This is a genomic window from Propionispora vibrioides (genome assembly GCF_900110485.1).
Classification (GTDB): Bacteria; Bacillota; Negativicutes; order Propionisporales; family Propionisporaceae; genus Propionispora; species Propionispora vibrioides.
Map to the genome: position 1 here is coordinate 65246 of NZ_FODY01000023.1, position 16106 is coordinate 81351.

Below are 16106 nucleotides of genomic sequence, written 5' to 3' on the forward strand. Positions count from 1 at the left end.
CCAGCAATACGCAATGGCCTCTTATATGTCAAGTCCAAAAAGACGGCAGGCATTTTTGTGCATGATCAGTTCACGTTCCGTTTCCGTAATGTCCAGTGAGTTGACAAATTGAACTCCTTCCGACATCCAGCCATAAACCACCGGGAAAGAGCTGCCAAATAGAATATGCTCTGCACCGCACACCTTGATCGCGCATTCTACCTCAGCCTTGCCCCAGGAAGCCGGATGCGTCATATCAAAGAAAATATTGTTTTCTAAATAGCTTGAGATTCTTTCCGCCTCCGAGGTGTTCAAGCGGACCAGCGCTTCTTTTTTCGTACTCTTATGCGGGGTCAGTAAGTGATAATTAGCAAACCAGTTTCCGCCAAACATGGTATGAATCATTTTAAGATTCGGAAATTCCTCAAACATGCCGCTGAACAACTCGCGTCCCAGGGCTGTCGCCTGGTCGATAATACGTCCCAGTTCGCGGCGCAAATTGGTATATTCGTAGATGGACTGCCAATAAACCGGCAGTGGTGTATGGTGAACGATTACCGGTACACTCATCTCATTCAAAACTTTCAAATAGGGTTTAAAGGCTTCATCATCCAGATAAAGCTGACCATAATGGCAAGCCAGTTGCACGCCTACCATCCCCAGCTCTTTCAGGCAGCGCTCAAGTTCATAGAGATTTTCCTTACCGCCCCAAGGAGGCAGCACCGCATTGGCATACAGACGACCGCCTGATCTCTCGCACAGTTTGGCTGCATTGTCGTTGACAATTTTACAAGTATCTAAGCGCAGCCATTCCTGCCAGACCGGTACCCGCAATATCGCCTTATCTACCCCGGCATCATCCATCGCCTGCAGCTTGGCTTCCAGCGAATAATCACCCTCCACATAGTTAAGATTTTGATATCCTTTAGGTTTTTCAAGAATCATATGACGTTTGCCGCTATCCAGCGTTTCCAACCTGGCAATTTCGCCAAATGACCGGGGAGCCGTACTTAGAAAACCATCCAACACCTTTTCATTCGTAAACAAATCCTCAGGCAAGTGGTGCATGTTAATATCAATAATCATTTAGAAAGCCTCCTTGTAACTAGAAACTCATGATCATGAATATCATTTAGTTGCTCGCTCAACTATATCGTAACACCATTTAGTTGTTAATGCAACGTTTTTTTTTTTAAATCTTCACGTTAAAGGCACCGTCCCCGGCTTCTAATATTCAGCATTGTCAAAACGGGAAAAGTTAATTTAATCCATCTCCGACAGTCACGAGACGTAAAAATACCCTGAAGTTTGCCGTAACAAACTTCAGGGTATTTTCATTTATTAGCAATCCGTTTATGGAGTCAAATTTAATCTCTGAGCTATTCTGCAGCCAAGTTCGTTATCGGTTCGCATAAAATGTTCGATCATTCTTCTTTGGATTGGCTCATCAGCCTGACTCAAACTTTCAATGATATTTGACACCAAATGTTCCTTTTCCGCTTCCGACATATTGCGATATTTGTACCCGGCCTGGTAATAGTCGTCGCCTGCCGGCTCCTGTCGGCCCACACATCCTGAAATACATTCTTGCGGAGGATTTCCTTTCTCAGGTGCCTCCGCCGGCAATCCACAGCTTAAGGTATTAGGCAAGTAATTGGCAATATCTGTACTGTACCTGCTTCGCATAGGTCCGTCCTGTATTTTGTTGTCAACCGGCTTTCTCGGCATATTCACCGGAAGTTCCAAAAAGTTGGTTCCTATACGATATCGCTGGGTATCAGCATAGGGAAAGATACGCCCCTGCAATATTCGATCATTGGAAAAAGCTATTCCCGGAACAATAGCTGCCGGCGAAAAAGCCGACTGTTCGACTTCGGCAAAAAAATTCTCGGGATTTTTATTCAACACCATTCTGCCTACCGGAATCAAAGGATACATGTGTTCCGGCCAAATAAGGGTAGAATCCAGAATATCAAACGGCTGCTCACATTCTAACTCAGATTTTATGATTTGTACCCGCATTTCAAATTCAACGCAATCCCCTGCGGCGATGGTATCGAACAAATCCCTGCTCGCCACATCGGGATCAGTGCCGGCAAGCTGGGCTGCCATCTTACTGTCGATGCATTCAACGCCTTCGCAAGGTTCCCAGTAATACCTGATATACACTTCCTCACCGCACAGATTGACCCATTTGTATGTATTGACGCCAAAACCCTGAATGGTCCTATAGCTCTTGACGGTTCCAATGTCTGAGAATAGATACAAAAGAAAGTTCATCGACTCAGGCCTTAAAGACATGAAATCCCACAAACGGCTGGCCGCCACCGGTCCGCCCCGGATATTGGCGACAGGGTCCGGCTTAAGGGCGTGAACAAAGTCCGGAAATTGCAGCGGATCTCTTAGCGGGAATACCGGAATATGGTTACAAATAAGATCATAATTACCTTCTTCCGTATAGAATTTCACGGCAAAGCCGCGGACATCACGTACCGTATCGGCGCCGCCCAGCGATCCACCGGCCAGCGAAAACCTGGTAAAAACCGGTGTCACCTTTTCAGGATCCTGAAGAAAATCTGCCATAGTCAAAGAAGCAAATGATTTATAAGGAACAAAATAGCCAAAAGCTCCGGCACCCTTTGCATGAAATGCCCTTTCCGGAATTCTCTCCCGGTCGAACTGGGCGATCTTCTCAAGATAAACAGTATCCGTGAGGAGGATTGGCCCCCGCTCGCCTACGGTTAGAGAATGCTGATCATCAACGATCGGTGCCCCCTGATTACTGGTCAGATATCGTTTGACCATATTCTTTTCACCTCCTATCATGAATTATGTTACGATTGATTATATTCCACCCAAAATTATTTAGGACTAAATTCACTGCTGAAAGGCCTACGCTGGAACCAGCAGCCTCGAGCCAAATTAGCCAGCCATGGTTCCACCCTGAACAGACTTTTTTTCTGACCGGATCAGGTCTTTCCGGCATGAAACGGATAGCACAAAACCAAGCTTGTTTCCCACCGAACAAAACCGAAGGTTTATTGTCATGAAGTTGCCCCGCAGCCCAAATCAGACTGCGAGGCAATTTCACTTGTTCTATCTGTTAGGGAAACCAAGCCGCTGGATCACACTAACCGTCCCTGCGATCTCCCTTTTTATGATTTTTAAAACACATGACAGCTTACAACTCAGACTGCTCTGCCGAAAGTTCCCAAAGATACAGCGAGGCAACCGAACCGTAAGGTGAGTAGCGCTTTTTATATCTGACAAAAGTCTCCTGAGAAAGTTCTTTTAATCCATACAACTTCATCATACCCCGGCGGATGGCTAAATCGCCGTAGCTTACCACATCAGGCCGACCCAGGGAAAAAATCAGCAGCATTTCAGCACTCCAAATGCCTACGCCATGTAGTGAAGCAAGCTGCTTGATGATCATCTCATCCCGCAATGTGGAAAGTTCAGCAAAATTCACAATACCGGTAGCGGCAGCCCTGGCAATCCCCTGAATATAACCGGCCTTTCTGACGGACATGCCACAGCCCTGTATAGCCGCCAGGTCTGCCTTGACAATATGATCCGGCGTTATACTGCCCAACAAGGCGGCCAGCCTGCTCCAGACCGTTGCCGCTGCCTTCTTGGAAATCTGCTGACTGACAACGCTTGCAATCAGCGCGCTAAACGGCTCAGGATTAATTTCACGCCGAATAAGACCGATTCTGTCGATCGCCGCCCCCAGCTTTTTATCCTTCCGCCTTAAATATTCTATTTCTTTTTGTCCGTATTCAAAAAACTGCATTGTCCGTCTCCAGCTTCAGCAATTGATCTTTTAAGGCTAGTCCCCCGCGATAACCCACTAACGCGCCATTTGTACCGATAACCCGGTGGCAGGGAATGAAGAGCGGGATCGGGTTCCGGTTATTGGCCAGTCCAATAGCCCGCGCGGCGCCAGGTTTGCCGATTTTGGCCGCTATGCTTTTATAGCTTACCGTTTGACCATAGGGAATTTCGCAGAGACTGTTCCAAACCTGCTTCATGAAAACTGTCCCGGCCGGTTCCAGGGGCAGCGAAAAAACTGTCAACCGGCCGGCAAGATAGTCGTTAAGCTGACGCGCCGCTTCCTGCAGTATGGCAGTTTCACAGATCTTTCCGTCATCAGGCCAACGCTCATCGGTGAAGTACAGATTGGTGATTTTTTCATTCTGTTCGGCAATACCAATCTTTCCTATAGCTGTTTGGTAAAAGTAAATAAACATACGAATCACCTCAACTTTTTCTTGGAAACGCTGATTTAATGAACGCATTGGCATCCTTATCCGGGAAAAAGAAAAGACCGGGAATAACAACTCTATTTCAGGATGTTTCTCTCACAGTCTGGCAAGAATCCGTGGTGACACATGCTGCGAGTATTTCGGTGTTTTCTCTAACTTCGCCTGGGGCATATCCGGTCCGTTCTTTAAAGCATTTATAAAAAGCAGACAGGCTTCTAAAGCCCGCTGCATACGCGACTTCAAGAATGCCAGCCTCTTCCTGGCGCAGCAGCTCAATGGCTTTAGCCACTCTCCGTGAAATAATATATTGGGCAGGAGTCACACCACAATAACGTTTAAACAGTTTAATCAGGTGGTTCTTGCTGACACCAAGCTGGCGGGATATATGCTGTACATCCACTCGGCTTTGATAACCGTCATCAATAATTTTCCGAACCTTCTTTACCAGTTCTAATTCAGGCTGAAAAACCGTCCGCTCAGGACAACACCGTTTGCAAGGCCGGAAACCAAGCTGCCTTGCCTCAGCCGGATGTTCAAAAAAAATGATATTGCCAGGAACCGGAGCTTTTGACTTGCAGGAAGGCCGGCAAAAAATACCCGTTGTCCTTACTCCATAGAAAAAGACACCATCATACCGACTGTCACACTGAATCACAGCCTGCCATTTTTCCTCAGGCAAAAGACTGCCATACTCTTTCATAACAATTCCTCCAGCAAGCAGGATTACGCTACTATTATTTTACACAAAAAGCAGCAACCATTCTTCCTATATTTCATCACGTAATTACAAGCTCCACTAAGCTCTAATCAATGCGCCCTCACATCCATTAGATTTAGTGGATGTGAGGCTCTTGTCAGCTTCATTCCCCTGTTACCTGCTCACCTTTATTGAGGATCCGTTGTTCCATAACCTCCAGGCGGGTCAACAATTCCTGCATCAGGGCATCCTGATGTACCAAATGCTCCATTACCACTTTTATCTCTTCCTCGGCCTTTTTATTAATTTGATAGTCCTGATCAGCCATCAGCCGGTCTTTCTCAGCTTGCCGGTTCTGGCTCATCATCACCACCGGGCCGGTATAAGCCGCCTGAAAGCTTAACACCAAATTAAGCAAAATAAACGGATACGGGTCCCAGGAAGCAAAAAAATCAGGATTTGTACCGGCCATATACGTCAAATAAGCATTAGCCCCCATCCAGATAATAATGATGGCACTCTGATAAATGATAAACGGCCAACTTCCCACCAATTTGGCTACTAAATCGGCTACTCGCTGCCCTCCGGTGATTTGTTCGCTAAATTCATGATTGACGTTCTTTATAATATGACCTTTATGCTTATACGTAGCCGCCGGTCCCTGCCATTGATTGACTGCCATATTGCACCCCTTCTTTCTCTTTTTCTATACAGTTCAACTCATTTACACCAGATCTGTCTATCGCCAGACTAACTGTCACCATGTTACAAATATTTCTCACTTTATTCAGGTCTGGCCTCCCATAATTTAATGAACAATTCTCCCGTCACCACAGGCCATCAGAAAAAGTAGTCTTTACCAGCCTGTTTATACAATAACTGAGAAAGCGCTTCTGGTTAGTAACTAATTTCCCTACAAACGGCGACTCTCCTGCCAGGCAGCAAAGTACCACAATCGCTACACCTACCGAAAAAGCCGCAACTATCCGGGCAGCACTATGGACTTTGCCAACGCTTCCTGTGGAGCAAAGCTGTATGCTGCGTTGCGTATCTGCATAAGGTATAAAAGATGAACCCCTCCCGATTGATGCTAATAGATTACACCAACCGAGCGGGGTTCCTTTTTATGTGTCTCTGTTAACTAAGCTCTGCCAGGCTTTGTTGAGTCTCGATAAGCTGCTCGACCGGAATACCGCCGTCCAGAGCAGAAAGCAGACTGATATAGAAGTCATCCGCCTGTTCGGTCATTTGCCGAATAAGCTCTTGGAACTGACTTTCCACGACCTGACGGTATAAGCTTTGCAACCGGCTCTGCTCCTGTGCCAGGTAGCCATCGGCAGCGTTGTTCAGTATACGGTACAGTTCGTCGCTCATTAACTTGCTCTCATTTTTCTCAAAGAAGGACTTGGGATTTTTAAAATAAGCCAATGCTTTAGCAAACATTCCTCGCGACAGATTGTCAAAAGCCGCTGCAAAATCAATTTGGGCCTGATTGCTGAATTCAAAGAGCGAAAAAGACAAGTCCTGATTCAAGTCACGAGTTCGCTCGGCCAATAGAGCCTGCTGTTCCGTCATAAGGCGTTCGGCAAAACGGTCCAGTCTCACCGTTGTCGCCCGCATTTCCTGGGCAAATTCGAAACCGATCTGCTCAAGCAATTCATCCAGCGCATGGTTTAACACTTTTTTCAAGTCCCGCCCGTCATCGCGCAGCACGCTGGAATTGAAGGCTTCTTTAAAAAATTCAGGGAATCGCAAAAATACCCGTTGTTTAATATAGTAAAGCAATTCTTCCGCTTCCTGATCCAGGCGATTGGTGAGAGGTTGGGCGGTCTGCTGCTCCAGCAGCCTGTGGATGGCTGCCCTTTCCAGTTCGATACCGGCCCGTCTTTGCTGCTTAACCGTGTCATCTTCTCTGGTGCTTTCGATAAGTTTTGCCACCAGATGGCCTAAGCGGCTTAATTCCCTGTCGGCGGCCGTCACCGCCAGATTCGCCAGATCATGAGTAATAAAATGATAAAATGCTTCCTCAAAGGGTGGCATACCGGAAACCGGGAGACTATCCCTTTCCAGCTTCTCCTTCAATGCCTTCAGGCTTGATAAGGAATACAAATGCGGCTTTCTAACGCCATATTTGATAAGCTGCTCCTGGACATACTCCAGAACGATTTCCTTTTCCTCTTCGTTATTAGCCAAATCAATAGCGTTGATAATAAAAAACATTTTATCCAGTTGAAAAGAATCCTTGACCCGTCCCAGTTGCATCAAAAACTCCCGGTCAGCCTTGGAAAAAGCATGATTGTAGTAGGTCACAAAGAGGATAGCATCCGAATTTTTGATAAAATCAAAAGCGACACCGGTATGGCGGGCATTGATGGAATCGGCCCCGGGCGTATCGACCAGCGTAATCCCCTTGCGGGTTAGCGGACAATCGTAATAGAGCTCAATCCACTCCACAAAGCAGGACTTTTCTTCTACCGCCACATAGTCGCCAAATTCGGCAAGCGTCGTGGTTACCACCGTTCCTAGCTGGCCGCTGCTAGCTGCATAGCCGGCCTGAAAGGCTTGTAAAAAAGCAAAATTAGTCTTTTCCGTTACACCAGATTGCTCCCACTGGCCGGCAAAGTTTTCGATTAGGCTGTGGGCATCTGCCAGACTTGGGGCGTGTAGTTCAAATATTTTCAAAGACCGGTTCACATCTTCCAGCAAGGCATCCGCTTCCTTGAGCTTGACAAGAACAGTCCCATGCGGGCAGGAAGCATTAACCGGTTTAATTTTATTAATAGCCGCTGTTGTCGGATTGGGCGAAACAGGCAGGACCTTCTTACCGATGAGTGCATTGGCAAAAGAAGATTTACCGGCACTAAACGCGCCGAACAAAGCAACGGTAAAGCCTCGCTGCTCCAGTCGCCCCGCTTTTTCCACCAGCTCGGCTGCCAGCTTCCTGAAACCGAGCAAATCGGCTACAAACTGCGCCGCCTTCTGCAGCTTCCTGGCTGTAGGCTTCATCCGGTCGCCCGTTTCGCTGGACACCGGAGCCTTTTGGACCGGAACACTTGGCTTCAAGAGGGATTTTACTTGCTTTTTCACCTCTTTTACCTGCCCGGTTTCCCCGTAAACCACTTCAAACTCTTCCTCTTCCGGTTCAAGCAAGCTGAACCGGTCGATGTTCAAGCCGGCAGTCTCATTAAGCAGTCCCTCCAGCCGGGTTTGCTCCAAATTTCGGGCTGCTTCCCGCCTTTCCACCTGTTCCAAAGCATTGATATACCGCTCCAGGCTGGCTGATTGTTGAGTCAACTTGGCCTGGATGGCCGTATTGCGGTCCTGCAAGACATTTAATATTTCCATTTCGATTTCAGCCAAGGCGTTCTTAGCCAGCAGTTTAATCTCACTAGCCACGCGATCGGTATAATTGATCACATAATCACCGGACAAACGAGCCCCTTGTCTTACCAGTTCTGTTAGCAGTTCGCTGGAAAAATGCACGGTAAACTGCTGAATCTTGTCCGACAGTCCTTTATGTTCCAGCCGTTTTTCCTGTAAAAACCGCACCAGGAAATCGCGAAGATGCCATTCCAATTGAGACTTTGTCTTTTCAAGAATACCCTGATAAAAACGGTTCAGCCGTTCCTGCCTCGCTTCCAGTGTCTTTTGTTTGCTGAACAGCCAGCCTACCTTGAATTCATTTTGACAAGCCTCAAGATAGGCTTCGGCCAACGCCCGGGTTTCAAACGGCATCAGGTAAGCGTTCTTCATGATTTTACTGACTTCGGAATCAAACTGGCTTTCCGCCTGTTCCAGCCCTTCACCCAAAGAATTCTTCTCATTCAGCAGCCGGTTGTAGGTATCCGCCAGTTCGGCCTGCTCCTGGGGCGACAGTTCCTGCAGAATGTTCCGGCAGGGCTGCAGGGCCTGTTCATCCTGCTTCTTGCTTAACGCCACATGGTCTTTAACGATTTTTTGCAGGGAATGCTCTATGGATTGCAGCAAAAGGGTATCCTTCGCTTCTAGCCGCTCCGCTAAAAAAGCCTGCAGCCGGGGAAACTGATTGTGAACATGCTCATCGTCCTTTAAGGAAGTATAAAAAATATCAGCCGGCTTTACACCCCACGCGGCAAAGGCTTCCACCACACTGGTTGTAAATGCAGCAAAAGAAAGCTCCTGTTCAGAATGCTTGTCCACCTGGTTAATAACAAGATAAACTTCCTTGCCTGCCTCAGTCAGCTCTTTGGTGAACATAAAATTCAGTTCTGCCTGCACGTGGTTGTAATCCATGACATAGAAGATGACATCGGCAAGATGGATGGCCGATTCGGTGGCAATGCGGTGTGCATCATCGGCCGAATCAATGCCGGGAGTATCCATGATCACCGTCTGCGGCGGCAGTTGAGAACCGGCATGGCTGATTTCAATAGCCTCGATTTGATCGCCGTCCTTACAATAATTCTTTACCATTTTATAATCATAGGGAGCGAGATACAGACGGGGTTTCTCGTTTTTGAAAAACACCTTGGCATATTCGTCTCCCGCTCTGACTTTTACCAGATTGGCACTGGTTGGGATCGGACTTGCCGGCAGCAGGTTCTCCCCGATCAACCGGTTAATAATGGTTGATTTGCCGGCAGAAAAATGACCGCAAAAGGCAATGGCGAATTCTTCCTTGATCAGCTTTTCCGCCAATTGCTTAACCTTACCGGCATTGTCCTGATCCTTGTGTTCCACTAAATATTCATAAGTGGCTAAAAGCCTTCCTTTTAATGCTCGAATTGTCCCATGACGATTCGCAGTGTACGTCATAAATAACTTCCCCTTATACCATGTAATACGTTTTATTGTATACGATACAGCTACCACTAGGCAACGTTATGTTCTTACCAGGAATGGCATCCTACAAATCAGCATCAAAAAAACCACAGATTTTTACTATTTGTGCAGTGTAAAATTTTCCTATCAATGCAGTCCTGGCATTAATACCATCAGATCCGGATAAATCCCTTGACCGGATCGCCCGCTGGAACCGTTGATAACCGCGCATTCCATTGCCCTCAGCTCAAATGCCATCATTTTATTTCTATAATAATTGATAATATCATTCAGCGTATAATAATATTTTTTATCAAAGGTAGGATAATCACGGTCAGAACCGCTCAGAATAAGCTGATCAGTATCTTGAAAAGCAAAAAAATCCGCCGTTATTCCCTTTGGAAACGGCGGATTTACTTTAAGAAGTTATACGCACTGCCGGTCTTACGACGTTAATGAATGCCTTCTATCGGATGTACTATAACACCCTGTACGATCTTATTCACTTCCCCGCCCGGGAAAGGGTTGTCCGGTGTGCAGCCTAGCCGCAACGAAGCGGACAAGGCAAATAATTGCCCTACTATTAACGGAATAAATGGTGAAAATGCTTCTGCTACATCATCGCTGACTGAATTGAAAATGTACACATCGGCTACCTGTTCTATCACTTCATCATATACATCTGAAACAACAATTAATTTATTCTTGCTGGCCTGCGACAGTTCCCGCAACATATCCAGATCGTAACGTTTAGTATAATCATTACCCGCTACAAAGTATAAAATCACTGTACGAGGTGTCAGCATTGCCTTGGGACCATGGCGGAATCCCATCGGGGTATCATAGCGGGATATCACCTTGCCTGCAGTCAGTTCAAGCAATTTTAACGCAGCCTCCCTGGCAGCGCCAAACAGATTCCCGGCGCCCAATACGATCAGTCTGTCTACCTGAGGTTGGTAGGTATCGGCGATGGTCTGATGCTTATTCCGAAGAATCTCGCCCGCATAGCTTGCTACTTTGTTCACCATAGTACTTAAATCCTGCTCAATATTCAAAATCCCATAAGCTGCCAGCAACATGCCTGTTACGCTGCTGGTCATGGCAAACCCCTGGTCATTGGCCTCATCAAACTGGAAGTTTAAAGTTCTTTCGTTGGCAAAACCGGCTAATTCCCCCTGGTTATTGCAGGTAATGACGATATGCCTTACATCTTGAATCAATTGTTCGGCCAGTTGAATAGCGGCAATACTTTCAGGGCTGTTTCCTGACCGGCCAAACGAAATCAGCAAGGTCTTAGCCTCTGCCACCAGATACTGGTGCGGACTGGCCACAATGTCTGTCGTATGAATGGATTCTACCTGTGTAAACCCCAGTTCCTTCCGTATAACCGGTGCCAAGGCATCGGCCACAAAACCCGAGCTGCCTGCCCCGGTAAGAATAATTCTGGTCTTTTTGTCTATTTTTCCAATGAACTTTTTAATTTCATCTCTTCTGCCTGCAATCTTTTCATATATGGATTTCCAAACAGTTGGCTGGCGCAAAATTTCCTCCACTGTATAATGGGCATGTTTGCTTACCACAGTTTCCCGGGTAAGACCGAATAAAGTATTCATATTCTTTCGTCCTCTCTTGTTTTATTTTTTATATTTATATAAAGCATTGCGCGTGTTCCCTGACTCGCGAACGGCAGCGGCAATCCTTCATAAAATCAGCTTCTGCCAGGCTTTACCGCATATAGATAATCATCAATACAATTTATAATTCTGTCTTTCAACAGACTCTGGACATCTGGCTGCAATAACCCGTCGCGTACCTTTTTATATTGTACCGGCATGAACTGGCTCAGCAGCGTTAAAGGAATGTCCACTAACTGCAAATTTTTCATGAGTCTGTCTAAAGCCATTTTCACTTCCATGGCCGGCAGGTAATACCGGCACCGGTCGGAGAAGCTGAATTTTCTCGCATAGCGGATTTCACCAGGCCGGCCGCGATAATGCTGCAGCCAGTTCTCCGGATGATAAGCCATACAGGAATCTAATGCTTCCATAAACCGCGACTGCTCAACTTCAGCGCTAAACCGAAACAGTTCGGCCTCCATGTGACTTAAAGCAAACAGCCCTTCCCGCAAAGCAAACGTTAAAGCCGGCCCGACCTTTAAAATAGCAATTCCATCCTCTACCATTTCCTTCAGAGCACGTGCTGTCTGATAATCAGTCGAATGACCCTCAAACACCAGTCCCGGGTATTTCTGTAAGGACCGGCTAAGCCGCCCTGCCGCCGGGCGCTCATACGCATGTATGCACTCATCCCCGAATTCCACACCCGGCTGCACCACGACAGCAATTACATTCTCCCAGGCGTTTTCTAAGCGGTATTGCTGAAAGGCATGCTTAAAAGTTTCTACCATCCTCTCAAAATCTGCCGCTTCCGTAACATGAATGTATTCCTCGCTATCCCGGCTTCCCCCCGGAATAGGCACTTCACTTCCCACCACATACACCGGACTGAGCGCTTCCGGATTCATTTGCCGCATCTGAGTAAAAGCCAGTTCAGCTTCTCTGGCAAGCATGGCCCCCCGGGCCGCAATGATAGCCGTTTCCAAGGGGCCATCGGGAGAATCATCGGCCAGTTTCATACTGGTGTCAATATGTATTTTGGTAAACCCGGCCAAGACATACTGTCTTATTAATTCCCGGGACTTCTCCAAGGCTGTTTCAGCTATTTCCGCTTGCCAGGTCAGCGGTCCCAAATGATCACCGCCCAGCAGGATTTTATCGTAAGGGAAGCCTGCTTTTAATGCCAAAGAATAAACAAAGTCACGGAAATCAGCCGGTCGCATGCCGGTATAACCACCAAACTGATTTACCTGGTTGGCGGTTGCTTCAATCAGCACGTAGTCCTTGTCGGCCAGGGCACGTTCCATTGCGGCAGTAATTACATACTCATTGGCACTGCAAAGGGAATATATGCCACAAGCCTGGCCGTTCTTCTGCCGCTCCACCAAAAGTTTTAAAGGGTGTTTGCTACTCATTACAGCACTCCTTTCATTATCGCTTTATCCGGATCATTTTCCGTGTAATTGTAATATAGAATTTTACCTTCCATGTCGTCCTGTCGTCATTACCAGTTCAGGGAAGGTATCAGCTTTGATATACTACTTTCCCGTTAACCAGGGTCATTGCCACCTGATACTTAGTATCCACGACTACTAAATTAGCCTTCTTGCCCGCTTGTATGGTGCCAGTGTGCTGCTCAAGCCCCAACATCCGGGCCGGGTTGCGCGAAGCCATATTAATGGCGTCAACCGGGTCGACCGCCATCTTATTAATCAGCGCCGCCACCGAACTTAACAGATTTGTCGTACTCCCGGCCAATGAACCGCCCGGCGCACGGGCAATTGTATCTCTGACAATCACCGGTATGGTTCCCAGGGTATATTCTCCGTCCGGCAAACCGGCTGCCGCCATCGCATCACTGATCAAAATAATCTTATCCTTAGGTTTACAGCGAAACAAAATGTTCATTGCAGCCGGATGGACGTGGATAAAATCAGCAATCAATTCGGCATAAACCCGGTCATCGGTTAAGATGGCACCGACGGCTCCAGGCTTGCGGTGATGTAATCCCTGCATACCATTGTAGGTATGGACCGCAATATCCGCCCCGGCCGCAAAAGCGCTTACCATCTCTTCATAGGTGGCACCGGTATGCCCCAAGGCGACATGAATCCCCTGACGAACTAAGTGCTGGATTAGGGTAACTGCATTTTTACTTTCCGGTGCCAGAGCCACCGTTAAAATACGGTGAGCCGCGTCTTTAATAAACTCATCCACTTCCTTTACCGCAACAGGGCGCAGCAAATCCTGCGGATGAGCGCCGCGGTGACTGGCGGCAAGGTATGGTCCTTCCAGGTACGCACCTAAGATTTCAGCGCCTTCCACCTTGCCGGTACAAGCATGTATATTTTGTAATGCTTTATGCATCTGATCCACCGGAGCAGTCATAACCGTGGGAACAAAGGCTGTAATGCCTTTCTTCACTAAAAATTTAGACACCTCATTAACCGCCGCAAAATCAGCAGCCATGACATCATAGCCATTAGCCCCATGAATGTGAGTATCGATCAGCCCCGGCCAAAGCTCCATTGCCGAACAATCCCATACACAATCCACCGCTAACTGGCTTTGACTGTCGACAATTGCTTCAATGAACCCATTGTTAACGACAACGGCTCCATCTTCGATGACGCGGTTTTCCAGAACAATTTTTTTTGCAGTTATTGCATAATGTGATGTATCCATGCTGAACTCCTATATGTCCGTCATAAATTTATAAGAATTTCCGAAATTTTTATCCACCGCCAAAACTCTTATATTTTACGCAAAGTTTCTTCCCTGCCTGAGATCTGGAAGGAGCAGCCTTCAGAGCGGCTCCTTCCAGTCAAACAGCTTACAGGACGCCGCATATTTTGCCGGCCACCCCGATAAATACCGTCAAGGCAATCAGTTTAACCGGTGAAAAGTTTTTCTTTAACAAATAGTACATCAGGACAGTATAGGCAAACGGCAGCATATTGGGAAGAACCTTGTCTAATACATCGGTTTGCAATGCCACCTTCGCTTCACCGGCTGTAATAATTACCGGCAGCTTTAAATTGATATAGGAAGCAATCAGGGCCCCAACCACTGTCAGACCGACAATCGTAGATGCCCGGGAAACCAGCTTTGTATTCTCCTTTAACGATTGAACCGCCCGGACACCGGTGCTATACCCGTAATTCATTAACCCAAAACGCAAACCAAAGTGCAGTATATTAAACAGTACCAGAAAAATAACAGGCCCCAGAATATTGCCATCCATAGCCAGTGCCGCACCAATACCGGCAGTAATCGGTAAGGCGGTCAGCCAGAACAGGGCATCACCGATCCCCCCCAGCGGTCCCATGGTGGCAACTTTAATGCCCCGGATGGTCTCCTGGTCCTCTTTGTTTTGTTCCATAGCCGCCACAATCCCCATAATGAAAGTGACCAAAAACGGATGAGTATTGAAAAACTCCATATGGAGCTTCATAGATTTGGCCAGATCCTGCTTATTGCGATGAATTTTTTCCAACGCAGGCAACATACCATACAGCCAGCCACAGGCCTGCATTCTTTCATAATTGAAGGATGCCTGTAAAAAGAAGGAGCGCCAGACCATTTTATGCAGCTCTTTCTTGGTCAGGACATTTTCATTGGTGCCGTCTTCATAGCGGCTGATCTCAGATTCCATGGCTTCTGACCTCCTTTTTTGCCGTCCTGGCAGCGTTATTTCTATTATTGTAATAGTCATAGCCGGCAACACATACGGCAATACCGGCTACAGCCAGCAAAGGAAGCTTAAGATATGTAGCCAGGATAAACCCTGCTATCAGAAATACTGCATATTCTTGTTTGTACATAATCTTGAGCAGCATAGCAAATCCAATAGCCGGCATCATGCCTCCGGCAACGGCTAAGCCGCCGATAAACCATTGTGGCAGCATTTCCACCGTGCTTTTGGCTAAATCAGCGCCAAAATAGATAGGAAGAAAGGCAATAACGGCATAAAACAGGCCCAGGAACAACATCCCCAGGTAGTTGATCCGGACAATTCCCGCCGTATCCGCCTGTTCAGCGTATTGATCGGCTTTATGCATAATAGGGGAAAATACGGTGAACATCAGGGTGATTGCCCCCTGTACGGCTACCGCAAAAGGTACGGCTACGCCCACGGCCACCTTCGGGTCCTGCTGTGTCAAAATGGCAAAAGCCGTACCAATGATTCCGCCGATTACCACATTGGGCGGCTGGGCTCCCGCCAGCGGCACCATTCCCATCCAGACCAGCTCTAATGTAGCTCCCGTAATCAGTCCGGTTTTAAGATCACCCAGGATTAAACCTACAACCAGGCCGGTAACGACAGGCCGGTGAATATGAATCAGTCCGTCAAATAAGTCAATACCGGCAATGAAGGCCCACAGGGCAATCATTAATGCTTCAGAAAACATAATAATCCTCCCTAGTATATTGATATTAGACAATCCAATATAAACTGTTCACGTATCCTCCAAGTTTTGAGATAATATTCTCGTGTGAGTCGGAGTGCTACGAAATCCTCCTTGAGACTTTGTTCTCGGTATAAAGAGTGTAGCCCCGACTTTGCGAGAGTTTACGAATGAGCTGGATGTTGAAGGGCATCGCCCGATCTTCGTATGTCAAACTAGGTTGTATATCGCAAAGGTATGCGGGAACCGACCACTTGGAGGTATGTGATATGTTTTTTGTTGGTATCGATGTCGGCAAACGACATCATGAAGCTTGTGTTATTGATTCCATAGGCCA

At 47.1% G+C, this 16106-nt stretch carries 12 protein-coding genes; all 12 read right to left on the reverse strand.

Annotation, left to right across the window (positions count from 1 at the left end; translation table 11 throughout):
- Nucleotides 1-21: 21 nt before the first annotated feature.
- The 12 genes from BMW43_RS16040 to agaW all read right to left on the reverse strand — a co-directional run bounded on the left by BMW43_RS16040 (nt 22) and on the right by agaW (nt 15772).
- The gene (locus BMW43_RS16040; RefSeq protein WP_091749905.1) at nt 22-1065 is read right to left on the reverse strand and encodes an amidohydrolase family protein; all 1044 of its coding nucleotides are present in this window, start codon (nt 1063-1065) and stop codon (nt 22-24) included.
- A gap of 267 nt (nt 1066-1332) precedes the next feature.
- Nucleotides 1333-2784, reverse strand: a complete 1452-nt coding sequence (locus BMW43_RS16045) for a catalase (protein ID WP_091749908.1) — start codon at nt 2782-2784, stop codon at nt 1333-1335.
- 376 nt (nt 2785-3160) lie between these two features.
- Nucleotides 3161-3775 (reverse strand): DNA-3-methyladenine glycosylase family protein, encoded by a 615-nt coding sequence (locus tag BMW43_RS16050; protein ID WP_091749911.1) that lies wholly within the window; start codon nt 3773-3775, stop codon nt 3161-3163.
- Complete coding sequence (locus BMW43_RS16055; protein WP_091749913.1) at nt 3762-4232, reverse strand: methylated-DNA--[protein]-cysteine S-methyltransferase; 471 nt, start codon at nt 4230-4232, stop codon at nt 3762-3764. The genes BMW43_RS16050 and BMW43_RS16055 overlap by 14 nt, the downstream gene beginning before the upstream one ends.
- Before the next feature lie 97 nt (nt 4233-4329).
- Nucleotides 4330-4947: a bifunctional transcriptional activator/DNA repair enzyme AdaA gene (locus BMW43_RS16060; protein ID WP_091749915.1), complete on the reverse strand. Its 618-nt coding sequence runs from the start codon at nt 4945-4947 to the stop codon at nt 4330-4332.
- A gap of 160 nt (nt 4948-5107) precedes the next feature.
- Complete coding sequence (locus BMW43_RS16065; RefSeq protein ID WP_091749918.1) at nt 5108-5626, reverse strand: DUF1003 domain-containing protein; 519 nt, start codon at nt 5624-5626, stop codon at nt 5108-5110.
- Nucleotides 5627-6081: 455 nt separating this feature from the next.
- A complete protein-coding gene (locus BMW43_RS16070; RefSeq protein WP_091749921.1) occupies nt 6082-9738 on the reverse strand; it encodes a dynamin family protein in 3657 nt (1218 codons plus the stop codon).
- 458 nt (nt 9739-10196) lie between these two features.
- Nucleotides 10197-11357, reverse strand: a complete 1161-nt coding sequence (locus BMW43_RS16075; RefSeq protein ID WP_091749924.1) for an SIS domain-containing protein — start codon at nt 11355-11357, stop codon at nt 10197-10199.
- Between the two features lie 95 nt (nt 11358-11452).
- On the reverse strand, nt 11453-12775 hold the full coding sequence (locus BMW43_RS16080; RefSeq protein ID WP_091749927.1) for a class II D-tagatose-bisphosphate aldolase, non-catalytic subunit: 1323 nt from the start codon (nt 12773-12775) through the stop codon (nt 11453-11455).
- Nucleotides 12776-12884: 109 nt separating this feature from the next.
- On the reverse strand, nt 12885-14045 hold the full coding sequence (nagA, locus tag BMW43_RS16085) for an N-acetylglucosamine-6-phosphate deacetylase (protein ID WP_091749929.1): 1161 nt from the start codon (nt 14043-14045) through the stop codon (nt 12885-12887).
- A 148-nt stretch (nt 14046-14193) separates the two neighbouring features.
- Entirely contained in the window at nt 14194-15015 is an 822-nt protein-coding gene (locus tag BMW43_RS16090; protein ID WP_091749932.1) for a PTS system mannose/fructose/sorbose family transporter subunit IID, read from the reverse strand.
- A complete protein-coding gene (gene agaW, locus BMW43_RS16095; protein WP_091749935.1) occupies nt 15005-15772 on the reverse strand; it encodes a PTS N-acetylgalactosamine transporter subunit IIC in 768 nt (255 codons plus the stop codon). The genes BMW43_RS16090 and agaW overlap by 11 nt, the downstream gene beginning before the upstream one ends.
- Between the last annotated feature and the right edge of the window lie 334 nt (nt 15773-16106).

Coding starts and splice junctions, on each gene's coding strand:
- nagA (WP_091749929.1), bottom strand. CDS start 14,045: ATGGATACATCACATTATGCAATAACTGCAAAAAAAATTGTTCTGGAA.
- BMW43_RS16045 (WP_091749908.1), bottom strand. CDS start 2,784: ATGGTCAAACGATATCTGACCAGTAATCAGGGGGCACCGATCGTTGAT.
- agaW (WP_091749935.1), bottom strand. CDS start 15,772: ATGTTTTCTGAAGCATTAATGATTGCCCTGTGGGCCTTCATTGCCGGT.
- BMW43_RS16050 (WP_091749911.1), bottom strand. CDS start 3,775: ATGCAGTTTTTTGAATACGGACAAAAAGAAATAGAATATTTAAGGCGG.
- BMW43_RS16075 (WP_091749924.1), bottom strand. CDS start 11,357: ATGAATACTTTATTCGGTCTTACCCGGGAAACTGTGGTAAGCAAACAT.
- BMW43_RS16060 (WP_091749915.1), bottom strand. CDS start 4,947: ATGAAAGAGTATGGCAGTCTTTTGCCTGAGGAAAAATGGCAGGCTGTG.
- BMW43_RS16040 (WP_091749905.1), bottom strand. CDS start 1,065: ATGATTATTGATATTAACATGCACCACTTGCCTGAGGATTTGTTTACG.
- BMW43_RS16055 (WP_091749913.1), bottom strand. CDS start 4,232: ATGTTTATTTACTTTTACCAAACAGCTATAGGAAAGATTGGTATTGCC.
- BMW43_RS16070 (WP_091749921.1), bottom strand. CDS start 9,738: ATGACGTACACTGCGAATCGTCATGGGACAATTCGAGCATTAAAAGGA.
- BMW43_RS16080 (WP_091749927.1), bottom strand. CDS start 12,775: ATGAGTAGCAAACACCCTTTAAAACTTTTGGTGGAGCGGCAGAAGAAC.
- BMW43_RS16090 (WP_091749932.1), bottom strand. CDS start 15,015: ATGGAATCTGAGATCAGCCGCTATGAAGACGGCACCAATGAAAATGTC.
- BMW43_RS16065 (WP_091749918.1), bottom strand. CDS start 5,626: ATGGCAGTCAATCAATGGCAGGGACCGGCGGCTACGTATAAGCATAAA.